General features: G+C 57.6%; 18 protein-coding genes and 1 other RNA gene. 11 read left to right on the top strand and 8 right to left on the bottom strand.

Annotation, left to right across the window (positions count from 1 at the left end; translation table 11 throughout):
- Window position 1 precedes the first annotated feature (1 nt).
- From D3871_RS05255 to D3871_RS05235, 5 genes are all read left to right on the top strand, one after another.
- Complete coding sequence (locus tag D3871_RS05255) at window positions 2–2068, top strand: M3 family metallopeptidase (protein ID WP_119767931.1); 2067 nt, start codon at window positions 2–4, stop codon at window positions 2066–2068.
- Between the two features lie 21 nt (window positions 2069–2089).
- Window positions 2090–2716 carry a glutaredoxin family protein gene (locus tag D3871_RS05250; protein ID WP_119767930.1) on the top strand — a complete coding sequence of 209 codons (627 nt, stop codon included), beginning with the start codon at window positions 2090–2092 and terminating at the stop codon, window positions 2714–2716.
- Window positions 2717–2749: 33 nt separating this feature from the next.
- Window positions 2750–3175 carry a DNA polymerase III subunit chi gene (locus D3871_RS05245; protein ID WP_119767929.1) on the top strand — a complete coding sequence of 142 codons (426 nt, stop codon included), beginning with the start codon at window positions 2750–2752 and terminating at the stop codon, window positions 3173–3175.
- Window positions 3172–3564, top strand: coding sequence for a hypothetical protein (locus tag D3871_RS05240; RefSeq protein WP_119767928.1), 393 nt, complete (start codon window positions 3172–3174; stop codon window positions 3562–3564). Before D3871_RS05245 ends, D3871_RS05240 begins: the two co-directional genes overlap by 4 nt.
- A gap of 142 nt (window positions 3565–3706) precedes the next feature.
- Window positions 3707–5023, top strand: a complete 1317-nt coding sequence (locus D3871_RS05235) for a D-amino acid dehydrogenase (RefSeq protein WP_119767927.1) — start codon at window positions 3707–3709, stop codon at window positions 5021–5023.
- A 145-nt stretch (window positions 5024–5168) separates the two neighbouring features.
- On the opposite strand, the gene D3871_RS05230 is transcribed toward D3871_RS05235, so the two are convergent.
- Entirely contained in the window at window positions 5169–5678 is a 510-nt protein-coding gene (locus tag D3871_RS05230) for an Lrp/AsnC family transcriptional regulator (RefSeq protein WP_119767926.1), read from the bottom strand.
- Window positions 5679–5922: 244 nt separating this feature from the next.
- On the opposite strand from D3871_RS05230, the gene D3871_RS05225 reads away from it, so the two are divergent.
- Entirely contained in the window at window positions 5923–7074 is a 1152-nt protein-coding gene (locus tag D3871_RS05225; protein WP_119767925.1) for a branched-chain amino acid ABC transporter substrate-binding protein, read from the top strand.
- A gap of 205 nt (window positions 7075–7279) precedes the next feature.
- On the opposite strand, the gene D3871_RS05220 is transcribed toward D3871_RS05225, so the two are convergent.
- Entirely contained in the window at window positions 7280–7588 is a 309-nt protein-coding gene (locus tag D3871_RS05220; RefSeq protein ID WP_119767924.1) for a c-type cytochrome, read from the bottom strand.
- Between the two features lie 151 nt (window positions 7589–7739).
- Here D3871_RS05220 and D3871_RS05215 point away from each other — a divergent pair, with 151 nt between their 5' ends.
- Window positions 7740–7958, top strand: coding sequence for a TIGR04438 family Trp-rich protein (locus D3871_RS05215; RefSeq protein WP_119767923.1), 219 nt, complete (start codon window positions 7740–7742; stop codon window positions 7956–7958).
- 76 nt (window positions 7959–8034) lie between these two features.
- On the opposite strand, the gene ilvD is transcribed toward D3871_RS05215, so the two are convergent.
- Complete coding sequence (gene ilvD / locus D3871_RS05210) at window positions 8035–9909, bottom strand: dihydroxy-acid dehydratase (RefSeq protein WP_119767922.1); 1875 nt, start codon at window positions 9907–9909, stop codon at window positions 8035–8037.
- 177 nt (window positions 9910–10086) lie between these two features.
- Here ilvD and D3871_RS05205 point away from each other — a divergent pair, with 177 nt between their 5' ends.
- Genes D3871_RS05205 through D3871_RS05190 form a run of 4 tightly spaced genes read left to right on the top strand, consistent with a single transcriptional unit; the run spans window position 10087 to window position 14080 of the window.
- A complete protein-coding gene (locus D3871_RS05205; protein ID WP_119767921.1) occupies window positions 10087–10980 on the top strand; it encodes a LysR family transcriptional regulator in 894 nt (297 codons plus the stop codon).
- Between the two features lie 7 nt (window positions 10981–10987).
- Window positions 10988–11785, top strand: coding sequence for a prolipoprotein diacylglyceryl transferase (gene lgt, locus D3871_RS05200; protein ID WP_119767920.1), 798 nt, complete (start codon window positions 10988–10990; stop codon window positions 11783–11785).
- Between the two features lie 5 nt (window positions 11786–11790).
- A complete protein-coding gene (locus tag D3871_RS05195; protein ID WP_119767919.1) occupies window positions 11791–12564 on the top strand; it encodes an enoyl-CoA hydratase/isomerase family protein in 774 nt (257 codons plus the stop codon).
- Between the two features lie 4 nt (window positions 12565–12568).
- On the top strand, window positions 12569–14080 hold the full coding sequence (locus D3871_RS05190) for a malonate--CoA ligase (RefSeq protein WP_119767918.1): 1512 nt from the start codon (window positions 12569–12571) through the stop codon (window positions 14078–14080).
- A 13-nt stretch (window positions 14081–14093) separates the two neighbouring features.
- Here D3871_RS05190 and D3871_RS05185 read toward each other — a convergent pair whose 3' ends face one another.
- The 5 genes from D3871_RS05185 to D3871_RS05165 all read right to left on the bottom strand — a co-directional run bounded on the left by D3871_RS05185 (window position 14094) and on the right by D3871_RS05165 (window position 16311).
- Entirely contained in the window at window positions 14094–14897 is an 804-nt protein-coding gene (locus tag D3871_RS05185; RefSeq protein ID WP_119767917.1) for a sulfite exporter TauE/SafE family protein, read from the bottom strand.
- Between the two features lie 17 nt (window positions 14898–14914).
- Window positions 14915–15373 (bottom strand): EVE domain-containing protein, encoded by a 459-nt coding sequence (locus D3871_RS05180; RefSeq protein ID WP_199724730.1) that lies wholly within the window; start codon window positions 15371–15373, stop codon window positions 14915–14917.
- 141 nt (window positions 15374–15514) lie between these two features.
- Window positions 15515–15696: non-coding RNA, 6S RNA (gene ssrS / locus D3871_RS05175), on the bottom strand.
- A 67-nt stretch (window positions 15697–15763) separates the two neighbouring features.
- Window positions 15764–16075 carry a cell division protein ZapA gene (locus D3871_RS05170; protein WP_119767916.1) on the bottom strand — a complete coding sequence of 104 codons (312 nt, stop codon included), beginning with the start codon at window positions 16073–16075 and terminating at the stop codon, window positions 15764–15766.
- A complete protein-coding gene (locus D3871_RS05165; protein WP_147376749.1) occupies window positions 16072–16311 on the bottom strand; it encodes a DUF904 domain-containing protein in 240 nt (79 codons plus the stop codon). The genes D3871_RS05170 and D3871_RS05165 overlap by 4 nt, the downstream gene beginning before the upstream one ends.
- Window positions 16312–16407 lie beyond the last annotated feature (96 nt).

Below are 16407 nucleotides of genomic sequence, written 5' to 3'. Positions count from 1 at the left end.
GATGAATAGCGCCCTGAATCCCCTGCTCGATTTTTCCGATCTGCCACGCTTCGACGCGGTCAAGCCGGAACATGTCACTCCCGCCATTGCCACCTTGCTGGAACAAGCCCGTGATGTGGTGACGCGCCTTGAAGCGCCTATCGAAAAGCTGAGCTGGGCCAGCTTTGTCGAACCGCTTGAAAACGCCACCGAAAGACTCGGCCGCGCCTGGGGTATCGTCGGCCACTTGAACTCGGTGGCGGACACGCCGGAACTGCGTGCCGCCTATAACGAGAACCAGCCCAAGGTCACCGAGTTCTGGACCGAGCTGGGACAGAATCTGGCGCTGTTCGAAAAGTACAAGGCATTGAAGCAAGGCAGCGAGTACGCCGGACTGTCGGAACCGCGCAAGAAAATCATTGAAAACGCACTGCGCGATTTCCGGCTTGGCGGCGCGGAACTGTCGGATGACAAGAAAGTACGGTACGGCCAGATTCAGGAAAAGCAGGCAGCGCTCGCAACGAAGTTTTCCGAAAACGTGCTGGACGCCACCAACGATTACGCATTGTTCGTCGACGATGAAGCCAATCTCGCCGGATTGCCGGACGATGTCAAACATGCCGCGCGCGCAGCCGCCGAAAGGGATGGCAAGCCGGACTACAAGTTCACGCTGCACGTTCCCTCCTACTTCCCGATTCTGCAATATGCGGACAAGCGCGAACTGCGCGAGACGATCTACCGCGCCAATGTGACCAAGGCGTCCGAACTCGGCGCCAAGCCGGAATGGGATAACACGCAAAACATCGCCGACATCCTCAAGCTTCGCGACGAGGAAGCCAAGTTGCTCGACTTCAACAATTTCGCCGAAGTGTCGCTGGTGCCGAAGATGGCGGAAACGCCGCAGCAGGTGATCGGCTTTCTTGAAGACCTCGCCAAACGCGCGCGTCCGTTCGCCGAAGACGATCTGGCGGAATTGCGCGTCTTCGCCAAGTCCGAACTCGGCATCGACAAGCTCGAAGCCTGGGACGTGACCTATGCATCGGAAAAACTGCGCCAGCAGCGTTATGCGTTTTCCGAACAGGAAGTGAAGCAGTACTTCCAGGAACCGAAAGTGATTGAAGGTTTGTTCCGCGTGATCCAAAGCCTGTTCGCCGTCGAGGTCAAGCCGGATACCGCAGCCGCCTGGCACAAGGACGTGAAGTTCTTCCGCATCGAGCGCAACGGTCAGCTGATCGGCCAGTTCTATCTCGACCTGTATGCGCGTCACGGCAAACGCGGCGGCGCATGGATGGATGATGCGCGCGGCCGGCGCAGCACCGGCGAGGCGATCCAGACACCGGTCGCTTATCTGACTTGCAACTTCACCGAGCCGTCTGTCATGAACGGCAAGGCAAAGCCCGCGCTGTTCACGCATGGGGAAGTGATCACGCTATTCCATGAATTCGGCCATGGCTTGCATCACATGCTGACCCAGATCGACGAACTGGGCGTATCAGGTATCGCTGGCGTCGAATGGGATGCGGTCGAGCTGCCGTCGCAATTCATGGAAAACTTTTGCTGGGAATGGGATGTGCTGCAGCACATGACTGCCCATGCCGACACCGGCGCGCCACTGCCGCGTGCGTTGTTTGACAAGATGACGGCCGCGAAGAATTTCCAGTCCGGCCTGCAAACCCTGCGTCAGGTCGAGTTTGCTCTATTCGACATGCATTTGCACTTTGATCATGACCCGTACGGCAACCGGACTGCACAGGATGTCTTGAACGATGTGCGCAATCGCTTTGCGGTCATGGTCCCGCCGCCGTTCAACCGTTTCCAGAATTCCTTCAGTCATATCTTTGCCGGCGGCTACGCGGCAGGCTACTATAGCTATAAATGGGCCGAAGTATTGTCCGCGGATGCGTATGGCGCATTCGAAGAGGCTGGCGCCGTGGGCGGCAACATCCTTTCCGCCGATACGGGACGCAGATTTTTGGAAGAAATCCTGGCGATGGGCGGCGCACGCCCCGCTTTGGACTCCTTCAAGGCGTTTCGCGGCCGCGAGCCCAGCATCGATGCGTTGCTTCGACACAACGGAATGACGACATAAAAAAAGCATCAAGGGAGTGAAATGAAAGCTTTTCTGCAAGGCTGCTCGATACTGCTGTTGCTGTGCAGCGCAGCAGCGCATGCACAGCTGTATAAGTGGGTCGGCCCGGATGGGAAGGTCACCTATAGCGACGTGCCGCCGCGATCGAACGCAGCGAAGGTTGAAAACAAGGCGCTAGCGGTTGGGGAAGCAGGCGGCAGCAACCTGCCATTCGAACTGGCGGAAGCTGTCAAGGCTCATCCGGTTACGCTCTACACGACGCGCGATTGTGCGGCCTGCGACGAGGCGCGCAAATTCCTGTCCGAACGCGGGATTCCGTTCAGCGAAAAAACCGTCACTACCAACGACGACATTGCGCAATACAAGCAGGCCGGCGGCGAGGGCCAGTTGCCGATGATGACGGTCGGACGCAACAAAGAAAAAGGTTTTGAGGCAGGCGCGTGGGGCAATGTATTGACCGCGGCCGGTTATCCCGAAACCAGCAAGCTGCCGAAGACGTACCGCAATCCACCGGCCCAGGCAGCTGCGCCCGCGCCGAGAAGCGTCAGCATCACCGGCAACAAGACGGCCGAAACATCGGCCTCGCGTCCGGTCGTGACCGATCTTCCCCCCGCGATCGGCAACGCCCCGCCGGGTTTCCGCTTCTGACATGGGCCGCCTCTCTGGCGCAGGCGTGCGCCCATGACCCGCATCGATTTCCATAGCAATGTGCCGGACAAGCTGCTGTATGCCTGCCGGCTCGTGCGCAAGGCGCGCGCGGCAAACTTCAATATCGTGCTGCGCGTCGATGGCAAGCCGTTGCTCGATACCCTCGACCAGACGCTCTGGACCTTTTCCGAACTGGATTTTCTGCCGCATGTGACGGCCGGCGATCCGCTTGCTGCAAGCACACCGATCATCCTTACCGATAACGACGATGCCGAGCTGCCGCATCACCAGATCCTGATCAATCTGTCGAGCACTACGCCTACGTATTTCGCTCGCTTCGAGCGCATGTTTGAAATCATTTCGGGCGAAGACGCGGACAAGACTGCCGGACGGGATCGCTATCGCTTTTATCAGCAGCGCGGTTATCCACTTACTCACTTTGTCGCGGAACCGGCATGAGCAATCCTACCCTCGATGCCGGCATCCCGGTCCTGACCGAAATCATTCCCGCGCCGGCGACAATTGCGACACCTCTTTCGGACACCAGCGTTCCGGCTCCGATCGAAGAAAGTCTCGCGACACCAGCCTTGCAGACGCAGAGCATCAGGGATGAGGCCGAATGGGAGCGACTTGAGCGTGAAGTCAGGGAGCGCGTGCTAGTGCAGATCCTGGAACGGGTCGACTTCGTCCTTGAGCAACGTGTGCGCGACAGTTTGGCCGATGCGCTACAGGTAGCAGTGGAACGGCTCGCGTCGGAAATCAAGGACGGCCTGCACAATTCCATCAAGGACGTCGTCAGGCGCGCGGTCACGCAGGAAATCACAAAACTGCAGAATTCAAAAAAATAAAAACAGATCTCTGTTTTTTACGTTTTTGAACAAGATTTTTATACGGGCGTTCATGAATAAAAATTCAAACGCCTTTCTTGATTACCCAAAATAACGATAACTTTTTACAATTCCGTCATCGTCAACCGGAGATTCTGTCGTCATGAAAGTTATCGTACTTGGGTCAGGCATTATCGGCACTGCTTCTGCATGGTTTCTGAACAAGGCAGGCCATGAAGTGACCGTCATCGAGCGCCAACCCGGCGTCGCGCAGGAAACCAGCTTTGCCAATGGCGGCCAGATTTCGGTATCGCATGCCGAACCATGGGCCAATCCTTCTGCGCCGCTCAAGATCCTGAAATGGCTGGGCAAGGAAGACGCTCCGCTGCTCTATCGCTTCCGTCCGGAATGGCTGCAATGGAACTGGGGTTTGCAGTTTCTGCGCGAATGCACGCCCGGCCGTACCGCAGACAATATCCGCCAGATCGTCGCCATTTCCGAGTACAGCCGCCAGACGCTGCAAGCCGTGCGCGCTGAAACCGGGGTTGACTACGACCATCTGACCAGCGGCATCCTGCATTTTTACACCGACAAGAAAGAGTTCGACGATTCGCTGCCAGCTGCGAAGCTGATGCGCGATCTAGGCTGCCCGCGCGACTCCATCGGCGCGGATGAAGTGGTGCGCATCGAACCGGCGCTGGCGAGTATTCGCGACAAGATAGTCGGCGGCGATTTCACCGCGACCGATGAATCGGGCGACGTCTACAAATTCACCACCGGGCTTGCTGCGCGTGCAGCAACTGCAGGCGTGCAATTCCGGTTCAACACCACGATTACCCGCCTGATTACCGAAGGTTCCGGCGCATCGGCCAAGGTAACAGGCGTGGAAGTGATTCATCCCGATGGCCGGCATCAGGTCTTGCATGCCGATGCCTTCGTGATGGCAATGGGTAGCTTCTCCGTACCGCTGCTGAAACCGCTGGGTATTGACCTGATGATCTATCCCGGCAAGGGCTATTCAGCGACGTATGCCGTCACCAATCCCGACGCCGCACCGACCGTGTCTCTGACCGATGATGGCTACAAGCTGGTCGTGTCGCGCTTTGGCGACCGCCTGCGTGTAGCGGGCACCTGCGAACTCAATGGCTACACGCGTGAACTGAATACCATGCGCTGCGAGGCGATCACTCGCCGTACCCGGGAATTGTTCCCCGGCGCCTGCGACTACGACAATCCCGTGTACTGGACAGGCTTGCGTCCGCTTACACCGTCGAACGTGCCGTATATCGGCAAATCGCGCATCGGCAATCTGTTCCTCAACACCGGCCACGGCACGTTGGGCTGGACCATGGGCTGCGGTTCCGGACGTGCAATCGCGGATATCGTGTCCGGCCGTCAGCCTGAGGTCGACTTTGCGTTCATCGGCGTTCCGCGCCGCGCGCCCGGACAATTCACTACTAGCTTACCGGCACGCGCCTAATCTGCGTCGTCCAAATTAAGCCCTCTGAATTTCTTTTTGCGATAAGCATGGAAGTTCAGAGGGCTTTTGTCATCCGTCGCCATGCCAGCGCGTTATGGGATTACGGCGGGGATAACGGCGGGAGTAAGAACGAAGACATGGCAGTTCACTTCGATACGCGGACCTGTACCTCGGCCTGCTTTTCGTCGAAGGCGATGCGCGTTGCGAATTTCGCGCGCTTCATCGGAAAGCGCGACTGGAAGTGTCTGACATTGCCCGAACCCGAGATCACGCGCCGCACGAACTGGTAGTACGCATCCATATCGACTACATGGACCACAAGGAAATAATCATAGTCGCCAGACACGAAATAACACTGCATGACTTCGGTTTCCTTGGCCATGCGTGCCTCGAATTCCTGCATATGCTCGTCGGACTGGTTGTTCAGCGACACCTCAAGAAACGCCAGCATTCCATACCCGAGCGCGAACGGATCGACCATCGCGACATCGGCACTGATGACCCCGGCTTCGCGCAGCTCGCGAATACGCCTCAGACAAGTAGGCTGGGAGATATGCACCTTCTCCGCAAGCGTCCTGGTCGGTATCTGGTTGTCCTTCTGCAGAAGGTTCAGAAGCTTGCGATCGACCTTGTCGAGTGCATGAAATTTAGGCATATAAAAATTGTCGAAAATTACGAAAAACCGCAGAAAAACTCTTTGCGAACCGTTTTTTCTGTTGTACCGTCTGCCTGTTCAGATTTCTGAATAGACAACGGGCTGCCGCAAGGCAGTGCGTGCGAAGCGAATGGGCGGTAAGGGGATATAACCGGCCATTCGAAGCACGCATGAGCGATGCAGCGGCCTGAGAGGTGAGTGTTGCAGTTACCCCGCGTTTTATCAATCCTTAGGAGGATATTTTATGCAGTTCACTACAAAAATGATTCCGTTGGCTGGTGCAGTAGCGTTTGCCTTTGCAGGCGCAGCGTCGGCACAGGAACAAGTCGTGAAGATCGGCCACGTCGGCCCGATCTCCGGCGCGATTGCACACTTGGGTAAGGACAACGAAAACGGCGCCCGCATGGCGATCGACGAACTCAACGCCAAGGGCGTGACCATCGGCGGCAAGAAGGTCAAGTTCGAACTGCTGGCGGAAGACGACGGCGCGGACCCGAAGCAGGGTACGTCTGCAGCACAGAAGCTGGTCGACGCCAAGGTCAATGGCGTGATCGGTCACCTGAATTCCGGCACCACCATCCCGGCATCGAAGATTTATCACGATGCAGGCATTCCGCAGATCTCCCCATCGGCAACCAACCCCAAGTACACCCAGCAAGGCTTCAAGTCGGCCTTCCGCGTGGTGGCCAATGACGGCCAGCTCGGCGGCACATTGGGCCGCTATGCAGTCCAGATCAACAAGGCGAAGAAGGTTGCGGTAATCGACGACCGTACCGCCTACGGCCAGGGCGTGGCAGAAGAATTCATCAAGGGTGTCAAGAGCAAGGGCGGCGGCACGGAGATCGTTGCGCAGCAGTACACCAACGACAAGGCCACCGACTTCAACGCGATTCTGACCGCCATCAAGGCCAAGAATCCTGACACCGTCTTCTTCGGCGGCATGGATGCGGTTGCCGGCCCGATGCTGCGCCAGATGAAGGCGCTGGGCATCAATGCCAAGTTCATGGGCGGCGACGGTATCTGTTCCGAAGCGCTGGCACAACTGGCTGGCGATGCGATCGGCGAAGGCCAGGTCGTCTGCGCCGAAGCAGGCGGTGTGGAAGAATCGCAGAAGAAAGGCATGGACGACTTCCGTGCGGCCTTCAAGAAGAAATTCAACGTCGATGTGCAGATCTATGCACCGTACGTCTATGACTCCGTCATGGTCATGGTCGAGGCGATGAAGAAAGCCAATTCCGCGGATCCGGAAAAGTACCTGCCTGAACTGAAGAAGATCACTTACAAGGGCGTGACCGGCAATATCGTTTTTGATGACAAAGGCGATATCAAGGACGGCACTCTGACGCTGTACACCTACAAGGGTGGCAAGCGTACGCAAATGGCAGTCGTGAAGTAATCTGCATCGCGCTGATTGAAAGCCCCGGTCGATTGACCGGGGCTTTTTTTCGTCCTGCTTATCGCATGGCGCGCAGGCAGCACAATGTACTTATACCAATTCCAATGGCACTGCACCAAGCGCATCAAAAACAAAAAGCGCCCTTTCGAGCGCTTTTCAGTTCCAACTGCCTTGACCGCAGTATTTACCGCGGTATGTGCGTGTACTACTTCTGGGACATAATCCACTTGACCAGCGTGCGTGCCTCGGCCTCGCTGACCTGTGGATTGGCCGGCATCGGGACCGCGCCCCACGTACCTGAACCACCCTTGAGGATCTTTTGCATGAGCTTGTCTTCGCTATCCTTTTGGCCTGCATATTTTGCAGCCACTTCTTTGAAGCCGGGACCGACAACCTTGTTAGCAACCGCATGGCAGGCCATGCAGTTTTTCGCCTTCGCCAGATCGGCGTTTGCCATCGCGGCGTTGGACACCAATACACCCGCAGCCAAGAATACCAACAACGAACGTTTCATTCATTTCTCCAGTAGAAAAACCCGCATCATTTTACAGCGTTCATCCGGGTCACGTAACGCGTGTAAATGAAACGCATCGTATCAAACGCTGGTTGACGGTCGCAATTGACCGTTACAAAGTTTCCTTCTATCCTGCAGGAAAGGAGTCGTCATGCCCATCATCATTGCCATTGTTCTCTTGTCAATCCTGCGCTATTTCGAGGTCGGACCTTTTGCCGAGTTTTCGTGGTGGTGGATTGGCGGCCTGTTTTTACTGGCATTCATCTGGTTCGAATTCATCGAGCGCATGCTAGGGCTCGACAAGCGCAAGGCGCACGAACAGCTGGAGAAAGCACGCAAGGAGCGCGTTGGAAAGGCATTCAAAAAATAGCCAGCTAGACGTATCAAAATAACAATGGGGCGCCGCGGCGCCCCATTGTTATGCCTCAAGCGCTTGCGCGCCCTGCTTATCGCTTCAATTGCGACAAGTCACGCACCGCACCGCGATCTGCAGATGTAGCCAATGCCGCGTATGCCTGCAAAGCCTGCGATACGACGCGATCACGGTTCTCCGGCTTCCATGCCTTGTCGCCCTTCGCTTCCATCGCCGCGCGGCGTGCCGCGAGTTCGGCATCGCTGATCTTGAGATGCATACGGCGCTCGGGAATATCGATCTCGATGATGTCGCCATCGTTGACCAGTCCGATCGCCCCGCCCTCTGCCGCTTCTGGCGATGCATGACCGATCACGAGACCGGACGAGCCGCCCGAAAAACGTCCGTCGGTAAACAGCGCGCACTTCTTGCCCAAGCCCTTGGACTTGATATACGAAGTCGGATACAGCATTTCCTGCATGCCGGGACCGCCCTTCGGTCCTTCGTAACGAATGATCACGACGTCGCCTTCCTTGACCACATCGCCCAGGATCGCATCGACCGCAGCGTCCTGGCTTTCGAATACGCGCGCGGTACCGGTGAATTTGAGAATGCTTTCGTCGACGCCCGCTGTTTTGACGATACAGCCTTTTTCAGCCAGATTGCCGTACAAGACCGCGAGGCCGCCATCTTTCGAATACGCGTGTTCCTTGTCGCGGATGCAGCCATGCGCGCGATCGTCATCCAGCTTGTCGAAGCGTTTGTCCTGAGAAAACGCGACCTGGGTCGGCACCCCGCCCGGTGCGGCCAGGAACAGCTTCTGTACTGCCTCACCTTTGTTCAACATGATGTCGTTGCTGGCAATGGAATCGGCCATGGTCTTGCTGTGCACCGTCGATACGCTGGTATCGAGCAAACCTGCACGATCGAGTTCGCCGAGAATGGCGACGATGCCGCCGGCGCGGTGAACGTCTTCAATGTGGTAGTCCTGAGTCGCAGGCGCAACCTTGCACAGACACGGCACCTTGCGCGAGATCCGGTCGATATCGGCCATCGTGAAGTCGACGCCTGCTTCCTGCGCCGCCGCCAGCAGGTGCAGCACGGTATTGGTGGAGCCGCCCATCGATACATCGAGCGCCATTGCGTTCTCGAATGCAGTCTTGGTCGCGATATTGCGCGGCAGGACCGACGCATCGTCCTGCTCGTAATAGCGCTTCGCGATCTCGACCACCAGGCGACCGGCGCGCAGGAACAATTGCTTGCGGTCCGCGTGCGTCGCAAGGATGGTGCCATTGCCCGGCAGGGACAGGCCGAGCGCTTCGGTCAGGCAGTTCATCGAGTTGGCGGTGAACATGCCGGAGCAGGAACCGCAGGTCGGACAGGCCGAACGCTCGATATTGGCCACCTGCTCGTCTGACACCGTAGGATCGCCAGCCTGGATCATTGCATCGATCAGGTCGACCTTGATGATCTTTTGCATGCCTTCCTGCTTGCCGTGCAGCGCCTCGATGACCTTGCCGGCTTCCATCGGTCCACCAGACACGAAGACGACGGGAATGTTGAGCCGCATGGCAGCCATCAACATCCCGGGCGTGATCTTGTCGCAATTCGAAATGCACACCATCGCGTCCGCGCAGTGGGCATTGACCATGTATTCCACCGAGTCGGCGATCAGTTCGCGCGAAGGCAGCGAATACAGCATGCCGCCGTGACCCATTGCAATACCGTCATCGACAGCAATGGTGTTGAATTCTTTGGCAACGCCGCCGGCCGCTTCGATCTCGCGCGCCACCATCTGGCCGAGGTCTTTTAAGTGAACGTGGCCCGGGACGAACTGCGTGAACGAATTGACCACCGCAATGATCGGCTTTTCAAAATCGCCATCCTTCATGCCGGTGGCGCGCCAAAGAGCGCGGGCGCCAGCCATATTGCGGCCGTGGGTTGTGGTACGGGAACGGTATTGCGGCATGTTCATCTCCAGAGATGTCAGGGCGGGCGCGCCATTCCGGCCGGAACGGCAGAAATGGCGGCAAAGAACGATAGATTGCCTTGCCCTCAGTAAGGTGTCAAATATATGATTCATTCCTTATTAAGACGAATTGCATATCAGCGTACTGGCCGAACGCCAAGCTGAACCCAAGACCGGATGAGCATCGAACTCAGACAGTTGCGATATTTCGTAGCGGTGGCCGAAGAACTGCACTTCGGCCGGGCTGCGGCGCGCCTGCACATGACTCAGCCGCCCCTGTCGCAGACCATACAATCGCTAGAAACCGCCTTGGGCACGCCTCTATTCGAGCGTACCAAGCGCAGCGTCGCACTGACGCCGGCCGGAACCGCCTTGCTGCCAGAAGCGCGCCGCCTGCTGCTGCAGGCCGAGGGCTTGCCCGACATCGCGCGCCGCGCCGCTTCCGGCGAATCCGGGCTGTTATCCCTGTCCTTTGTCTCGACCGCCGACTACAGCGTGCTGCCGCCTCTGCTGCGCGAGTTCCGCGAGCGCTACCCGCGTGTCCAGATCGACCTGCGCGAAGCAACCACCGATGTGCAGCTTGACGACCTGATGCAAGGTCGCATCGATGCCGGCTTGCTGATTCCGCCTCTGCACGACAAGGCGAAGGCTGAACTCGATTACCTGGTCGTATTGCTGGAACCGCTGATCCTTGCCGTGCCGCAGGGAATCAAGAACTTGCGCGGGAAAAAGACGGCAAGCCTGCAGCAAGTCGCCGACATGCCGCTGATCATCTTCCCCAGGCGCATCGCGCCGGCTTTTCATGACACGATCCTCGGCAGCTTTCGTGATGCCGGGTTGACGCCGCGCATTGGCCAGGAAGCAATACAGATGCAGACTATCGTGGGTTTGGTGTCCGCCGGCATGGGCGTTGCTCTTGTGCCACAATCGGTGTCGAACCTCAAGCGGCCCGGGGTGGAATACAAACCTTTGTCCAACAAGACCGTATCCGTGGAAACCGGACTAGCCTGGCGACGGGACAACCCGTCGCCCGCCTTGCGCGCCTTCCTTGAACTACTGCGAAAGAGATGAAAGATCGATGCTGACTCACCCGCTTCCCGACCCGATTGCCTTTTCTATCGGACCGTTGTCCGTTCACTGGTATGGATTGATGTATCTGCTGGCTTTCGTGCAATTTCTGATATTGGGCCGCATCCGGGCCAATCAGCCGCACATGGCGGCGGCGGGATGGAAACCGCATGATCTCGATGACATGCTGTTTTATGGCGTGCTTGGCGTCGTGCTGGGCGGCCGACTGGGGGAAGTCCTGTTCTACAACCCGGCATACTATTTCAGCAATCCGCTGGAAATCTTCGCGATCTGGAAGGGCGGGATGTCCTTCCACGGCGGCTTTCTCGGCGTCTTGCTCGCAATGGCCTTGTGGGCACGCAAAATGGGGCGCAGCACCGTCGCCGTCTACGATTTCATCGCTCCGCTGGTCCCGCTCGGCTATGCCGCGGGCCGCATCGGCAATTTCATCAATGCCGAACTGCCGGGCCGCCCTGCCGATCCTTCTCTGCCATGGGCGATGATCTGGCCGAATGTCGACGCGATTCCGCGTCATCCGTCGCCGATCTACCAGGCGCTGGTGGATGGACTGCTGCTGTTCATCATCCTCTGGATGTATGCGCGCAAGCAGCGCCCTCCTCTTGCGGTTGGCGCGATGTTTGTCGGGCTATACGGTCTGGCGCGCGTCTTTACCGAATATTTCCGCACACCCGACTACGAAGTCAGTTTTGCCGGCTTCACGATTTCTGCAGGCCAGATGCTGTCATTGCCGATGGTCGCATTCGGTGTTATCGCCTTGATCATTACTTATCGCAGGTATCGCACTTGAGCAGCATGGGAGAAATACGCGTCCATCGACAGGACCTCATCGCAACCGTCACATTGTCGAACCCGGAAAAGCTGAACGCGCTTAGCTTATCGATGTGGCTGGCCCTGCAACAGGTTTTTACGGAACTCTCGGCCGACGAGAGCCTGCGTTGCATCATTGTGCAGGGAGAAAATCATCAGTTCGCCGCAGGCGCCGATGTGGAAGAATTCCGCCAGGTCCGCAATTCGGTACAGCAAGGCATTTACTATCATGAAGAGGCAATTGCCAAGGCGCTGGACGCCATCGTAAGCTGCATCCACCCGACGATTGCAGCCATTGAAGGCGTTTGTGTCGGCGGCGGCCTGGAAATCGCCAGTGCCTGCGACCTGAGGATCGCTGCGCCTGATGCGCGGTTCGGCATTCCCATCAACCGGCTCGGCTTTTCGCTGGCTCCACGCGAGATGCAGCATTTTCTTGCGCTGGTCGGCAAAGCCACCGCCCTGGAAATCCTGCTCGAAGGCCGCGTATTCGGCGCAACCGAGGCAAAGGAAAAGGGGCTCCTTACCCGCATTGCCGACGAGCCCGCGCTCGCTGCGCATGAGGCGGCGCAGCGTATTGCCGCAGGTGCACCGCTTGCGGCCCGCATGAACAAAAAGCTGGCGCGGCGTCTTTCCGTGGCGGCTGCACCCATGGACGACAAGGAACTGCTGGATACTTTTGCGCTGCTTGAATCGGAAGATTACCGTGAAGGCGTGGACAGCTTTCTCGCCAAGCGCAGACCCGTATTCAGAGGAAAATGAAACAATGAACGCAAACCTGTACGCTCTGTTCCAGGCCCATTTCCCGAGCGACATGACGGCATGCTGCATCGAGACGCATGACGGTCTTTACTACAGCTGGAACGATATCGATCGGGCCAGCGCCAAAATGGCCAATTTGCTTGCCGGCCTGGGCCTGCCGGAAGACGCGCGTATCGCGGCCCAGGTCGAAAAGTCGCCCGAAGCGCTGATTCTTTATCTCGCCACGCTGCGCGCCGGTTATGTGTATCTGCCGCTCAATACCGCATATCGTGCTGCCGAAGTTGCCTATTTCATCGAGAATGCCGAGCCTTCAGTAGTGATCTGCTCGCCGCAGAATTTCGGCTGGGTATCGCAAATCGCCTTTTCCAGCCACGCAAAGCATGTTTTCACGCTAGGCGACGACCGTACCGGTTCCCTGCTCACACGCGCGGCCTTGCAATCCAATAGTTTCGAGACAATCGAACGCAATCCCGACGATCTTGCGGCAATCCTGTACACCTCGGGCACCACCGGACGCAGCAAAGGCGCGATGCTCACGCATGACAATCTCGCGTCGAACGCCCTGGTGCTGCACGAATACTGGCGCTGGCAACCAGGCGACGTGCTGCTTCATGCCCTGCCTCTGTTTCACGTGCATGGCTTGTTCGTCGCATCTCATGGCGCCCTGCTCAACGGCAGCAAGATGATCTTTTTGCCGCGCTTCGGAACTGCGGAAGTGCTTCGCTCCCTGCCGCGCGCAACGGTATTCATGGGTGTGCCCACCTACTATGTGCGCTTGCTGGCCGCGCCTGCATTCGACCGTGCCCTGTGCGCGAACATGCGTCTGTTCATATCCGGTTCCGCGCCGTTGCTGACCGATACCTTCAACAGCTTTGCCGAACGCACCGGGCACACCATCCTCGAACGCTATGGCATGAGCGAAACCACGATGCTGGTCTCCAATCCCTACGATGGCGACCGCATCGGCGGCACGGTCGGTTTGCCGCTACCGGGCGTGTCGATACGGGTCGTCAATGGCGACAGCATGGCTTGCGCGATGGACGAGATCGGGGACATTCAGGTCAAGGGGTCGAATGTGTTCAAGGGCTACTGGCGCATGCCGGAAAAGACTGCGGAAGAATTCACGCCGGACGGCTATTTCAAGACCGGGGATGTAGGTCGCTTCGACGCACGGGGCTATTTAAGCATCGTCGGCCGCAGCAAGGACCTGATCATTTCCGGCGGCTATAACGTTTATCCGAAGGAAATCGAATCGTTTGTCGACGAGATGGATGAAGTCGTCGAATCCGCGGTGATCGGCCTGCCCCATCCGGAGTTTGGCGAGGCCGTGATCGCCGTCGTGGTGACCAAGACCGACACCGCATTGGACGAACACGATGTCATTGCCTATCTCAAGTCTCGGATCGCCAACTTCAAGGTGCCGAAACGGGTTTTCTTCGTACACGACCTGCCGCGCAATACGATGGGCAAGGTACAGAAGAACGTATTACGCGATCAGTTCAAGGGGCATCCATAGCCGTCCGCAGACATCAATTGAATGACTTGTAGAGCATGTACCCGGCAAGCGAGTACAGCATGACGGCGAACACTTTTTTCAATGTCTTGACCGGCAGCTTGTGCGCGGTTCGCGCCCCCAGCGGCGCAGTCATCACGCTCGCAAGGGCAATGACCAGCAGTGCGGGAAGATAGATGAAGCCGAGCGAACCGCTCGGCAGGTTTGCCTCGCGCATGCCGAAATACACGTTCGACAGCGTGCCTGCAAGCGCGATCGGAAATCCGAGCGCGGCGCTGGTTGCGACCGCATTGTGAATTTTTACATTACACCAGGTCATGAAAGGAACGGACACGAAGCCACCGCCTGCGCCGACCAGTCCCGCTAACACGCCGATTCCGCCACCCGCTGCGAACATGCCGGGCGCGGCCGGAAGATTCCTCGCCGCGGCTGGTTTCTTATCGAGCAGCATCTGGGTGGCCGAAAACGCGACGAAGACCGCGAACGACAAGGCCAGCGCCGACGAATTCAGTTGCGCGCCTATCCACGGTCCTATCCATGAGCCGATAAGTATGCCGGGCGCGAGAAGCTTGACCACATTCCACAACACCGCACCGCGTGCATGATGCGCACGAACCGATGAAATCGAAGTGAACATGATGGTGGCAAGCGATGTGGCAATCGCCATGTGTACGATGTGCTCATGCGGGAATTGCTTGGCCGTCAGGATCATGGTCATGAAAGGCACCAGCAGCATGCCGCCGCCTATGCCGAGCATGCCGGCTGCAAAACCAACCGCAGCTCCAAGCGCCAGCAAGCCGGCGACGAGGGAGATATCCATCCGGGTCTTTCTGAAGATTATTGAATGTGCTGGATGATACACCGCCATTCAAAAGCCGATACCGGTGTGATCGAAAGGCGGTTTCCACGCTTGAGAATCTGCATCTCGGCGAGATCGGGCAAACTGCGCAGTTCCGGCAGCGACAGCAAGCGCGTCTTGTGCGTGGCTCGTACATCGACCAGCATCCAGCGCGGATTGTCGGGTGTGGATTTGGGGTCGTAATACTTGCTGCCGGAATCGAACTGCGTGGGATCGGGGTAGGCGGTGCTCGCTACTTCGGCAAGGCCGGCGATGCCCGGCTCGGCGCAACTCGAGTGATAAAACAGCACGCCATCGCCGACGCGCATCGCATCACGCATGAAATTGCGTGCCTGGTAATTGCGCACGCCTACCCAAGGTACGATTTTTCCCGGTGCGGCAAGCGCATCGTCGATGCTGACTTCGTCCGGTTCCGATTTCATCAGCCAGTACTGCATGGATTGATTATTGTCCTGAATGAAAATTGATCAGTATGCGCGCATCCGGCAGTGCAGCAAAACCGCCGACTCTAAAAACGGCACGCAGCGACAAATGCGACGCGCACAAAAAAGCGGCTGCATAAATGCAGCCGCTCTGGAATTAGCCCCGCCTGTGCCGTCTTTGCCGGCATCCCGAACCTTACGGTTCAAAGGTGGTCACAGTTAGTTCAATTTCGGGTCCATCGGACTAGCGACGCTCACGCCCATCGAACAAAATTCCGCAACCGATGCACATAAATGGTTCAAGGAATATATGGCAATCGCGAACACGGCAGGAGGTTTTAGTGTACCGCAATCGAGCGGCATGTCAAAGACTTTGCAGTAAATTTTGACGATATTTCCATTGAACTAAAACAGGTTCTCTTGAGGCGCCAGCGCAGTATCGAGAACTGTATGCATCGCGGCAATTTTCTGCGTCACGTCGGCCAGCGTCATCCCGGCGAATGGCCCCTCGGATGACTTCGTCGACAACAATTCCGCCGAAATGCCCAGCGCAGCCATGACCGCAATCCGGTCAGTCCCCTTGATCTTGCCGGCGTCGCGGATCGCGCACATTTTCCGGTCCAGGTAGTCGACCGCCTGCTTCAGCGCATCTTCCTCGCCTTCCTTGCAGGCGAGCTTGTAGGGCTGGCCCATGATGGTGACGTCAAGCTGGATCATGCAGGCTCCTCGTTCGCTTCATCCGACGCAGGAATCTTTTCCAGCAACGCAGAGACGCGCTGGTACGCTTCCTCGATACGCCTGGACAAATCGGCATTCTCGGCCGCCGTCGACGCCAGGTTGGCACGCAGGTCGGCATTTTCACGCCGCAGCGATTTCGCCAGTTCGGCCAGCTGGGTGATTTTGTCGGATAGTTGATGAAATTCGGCAATCATGTTGCCACTATAGTGGGGCAAAGGAATTTCCGTCAATAGATTCAAATACTTGGGTCGTCTCTTTAAAGACAGCGGCAGCCTGTCTTGCCGCCCTGCCGGCCTCGTCCTACAATCGAA

This window comes from Noviherbaspirillum saxi (assembly GCF_003591035.1).
Classification (GTDB): Bacteria; Pseudomonadota; Gammaproteobacteria; order Burkholderiales; family Burkholderiaceae_D; genus Noviherbaspirillum; species Noviherbaspirillum saxi.
This window is presented reverse-complemented; position numbering and strand designations above follow the sequence as displayed.

What these genes read in the sequence shown, in the direction of transcription:
- D3871_RS05255 (WP_119767931.1), top strand. Translation starts at nt 2, where the DNA reads ATGAATAGCGCCCTGAATCCCCTGCTCGATTTTTCCGATCTGCCACGC.
- D3871_RS05250 (WP_119767930.1), top strand. Translation starts at nt 2,090, where the DNA reads ATGAAAGCTTTTCTGCAAGGCTGCTCGATACTGCTGTTGCTGTGCAGC.
- D3871_RS05245 (WP_119767929.1), top strand. Translation starts at nt 2,750, where the DNA reads ATGACCCGCATCGATTTCCATAGCAATGTGCCGGACAAGCTGCTGTAT.
- D3871_RS05240 (WP_119767928.1), top strand. Translation starts at nt 3,172, where the DNA reads ATGAGCAATCCTACCCTCGATGCCGGCATCCCGGTCCTGACCGAAATC.
- D3871_RS05235 (WP_119767927.1), top strand. Translation starts at nt 3,707, where the DNA reads ATGAAAGTTATCGTACTTGGGTCAGGCATTATCGGCACTGCTTCTGCA.
- D3871_RS05230 (WP_119767926.1), bottom strand. Translation starts at nt 5,678, where the DNA reads ATGCCTAAATTTCATGCACTCGACAAGGTCGATCGCAAGCTTCTGAAC.
- D3871_RS05225 (WP_119767925.1), top strand. Translation starts at nt 5,923, where the DNA reads ATGCAGTTCACTACAAAAATGATTCCGTTGGCTGGTGCAGTAGCGTTT.
- D3871_RS05220 (WP_119767924.1), bottom strand. Translation starts at nt 7,588, where the DNA reads ATGAAACGTTCGTTGTTGGTATTCTTGGCTGCGGGTGTATTGGTGTCC.
- D3871_RS05215 (WP_119767923.1), top strand. Translation starts at nt 7,740, where the DNA reads ATGCCCATCATCATTGCCATTGTTCTCTTGTCAATCCTGCGCTATTTC.
- ilvD (WP_119767922.1), bottom strand. Translation starts at nt 9,909, where the DNA reads ATGCCGCAATACCGTTCCCGTACCACAACCCACGGCCGCAATATGGCT.
- D3871_RS05205 (WP_119767921.1), top strand. Translation starts at nt 10,087, where the DNA reads ATGAGCATCGAACTCAGACAGTTGCGATATTTCGTAGCGGTGGCCGAA.
- lgt (WP_119767920.1), top strand. Translation starts at nt 10,988, where the DNA reads ATGCTGACTCACCCGCTTCCCGACCCGATTGCCTTTTCTATCGGACCG.
- D3871_RS05195 (WP_119767919.1), top strand. Translation starts at nt 11,791, where the DNA reads ATGGGAGAAATACGCGTCCATCGACAGGACCTCATCGCAACCGTCACA.
- D3871_RS05190 (WP_119767918.1), top strand. Translation starts at nt 12,569, where the DNA reads ATGAACGCAAACCTGTACGCTCTGTTCCAGGCCCATTTCCCGAGCGAC.
- D3871_RS05185 (WP_119767917.1), bottom strand. Translation starts at nt 14,897, where the DNA reads ATGGATATCTCCCTCGTCGCCGGCTTGCTGGCGCTTGGAGCTGCGGTT.
- D3871_RS05180 (WP_199724730.1), bottom strand. Translation starts at nt 15,373, where the DNA reads ATGCAGTACTGGCTGATGAAATCGGAACCGGACGAAGTCAGCATCGAC.
- D3871_RS05170 (WP_119767916.1), bottom strand. Translation starts at nt 16,075, where the DNA reads ATGATCCAGCTTGACGTCACCATCATGGGCCAGCCCTACAAGCTCGCC.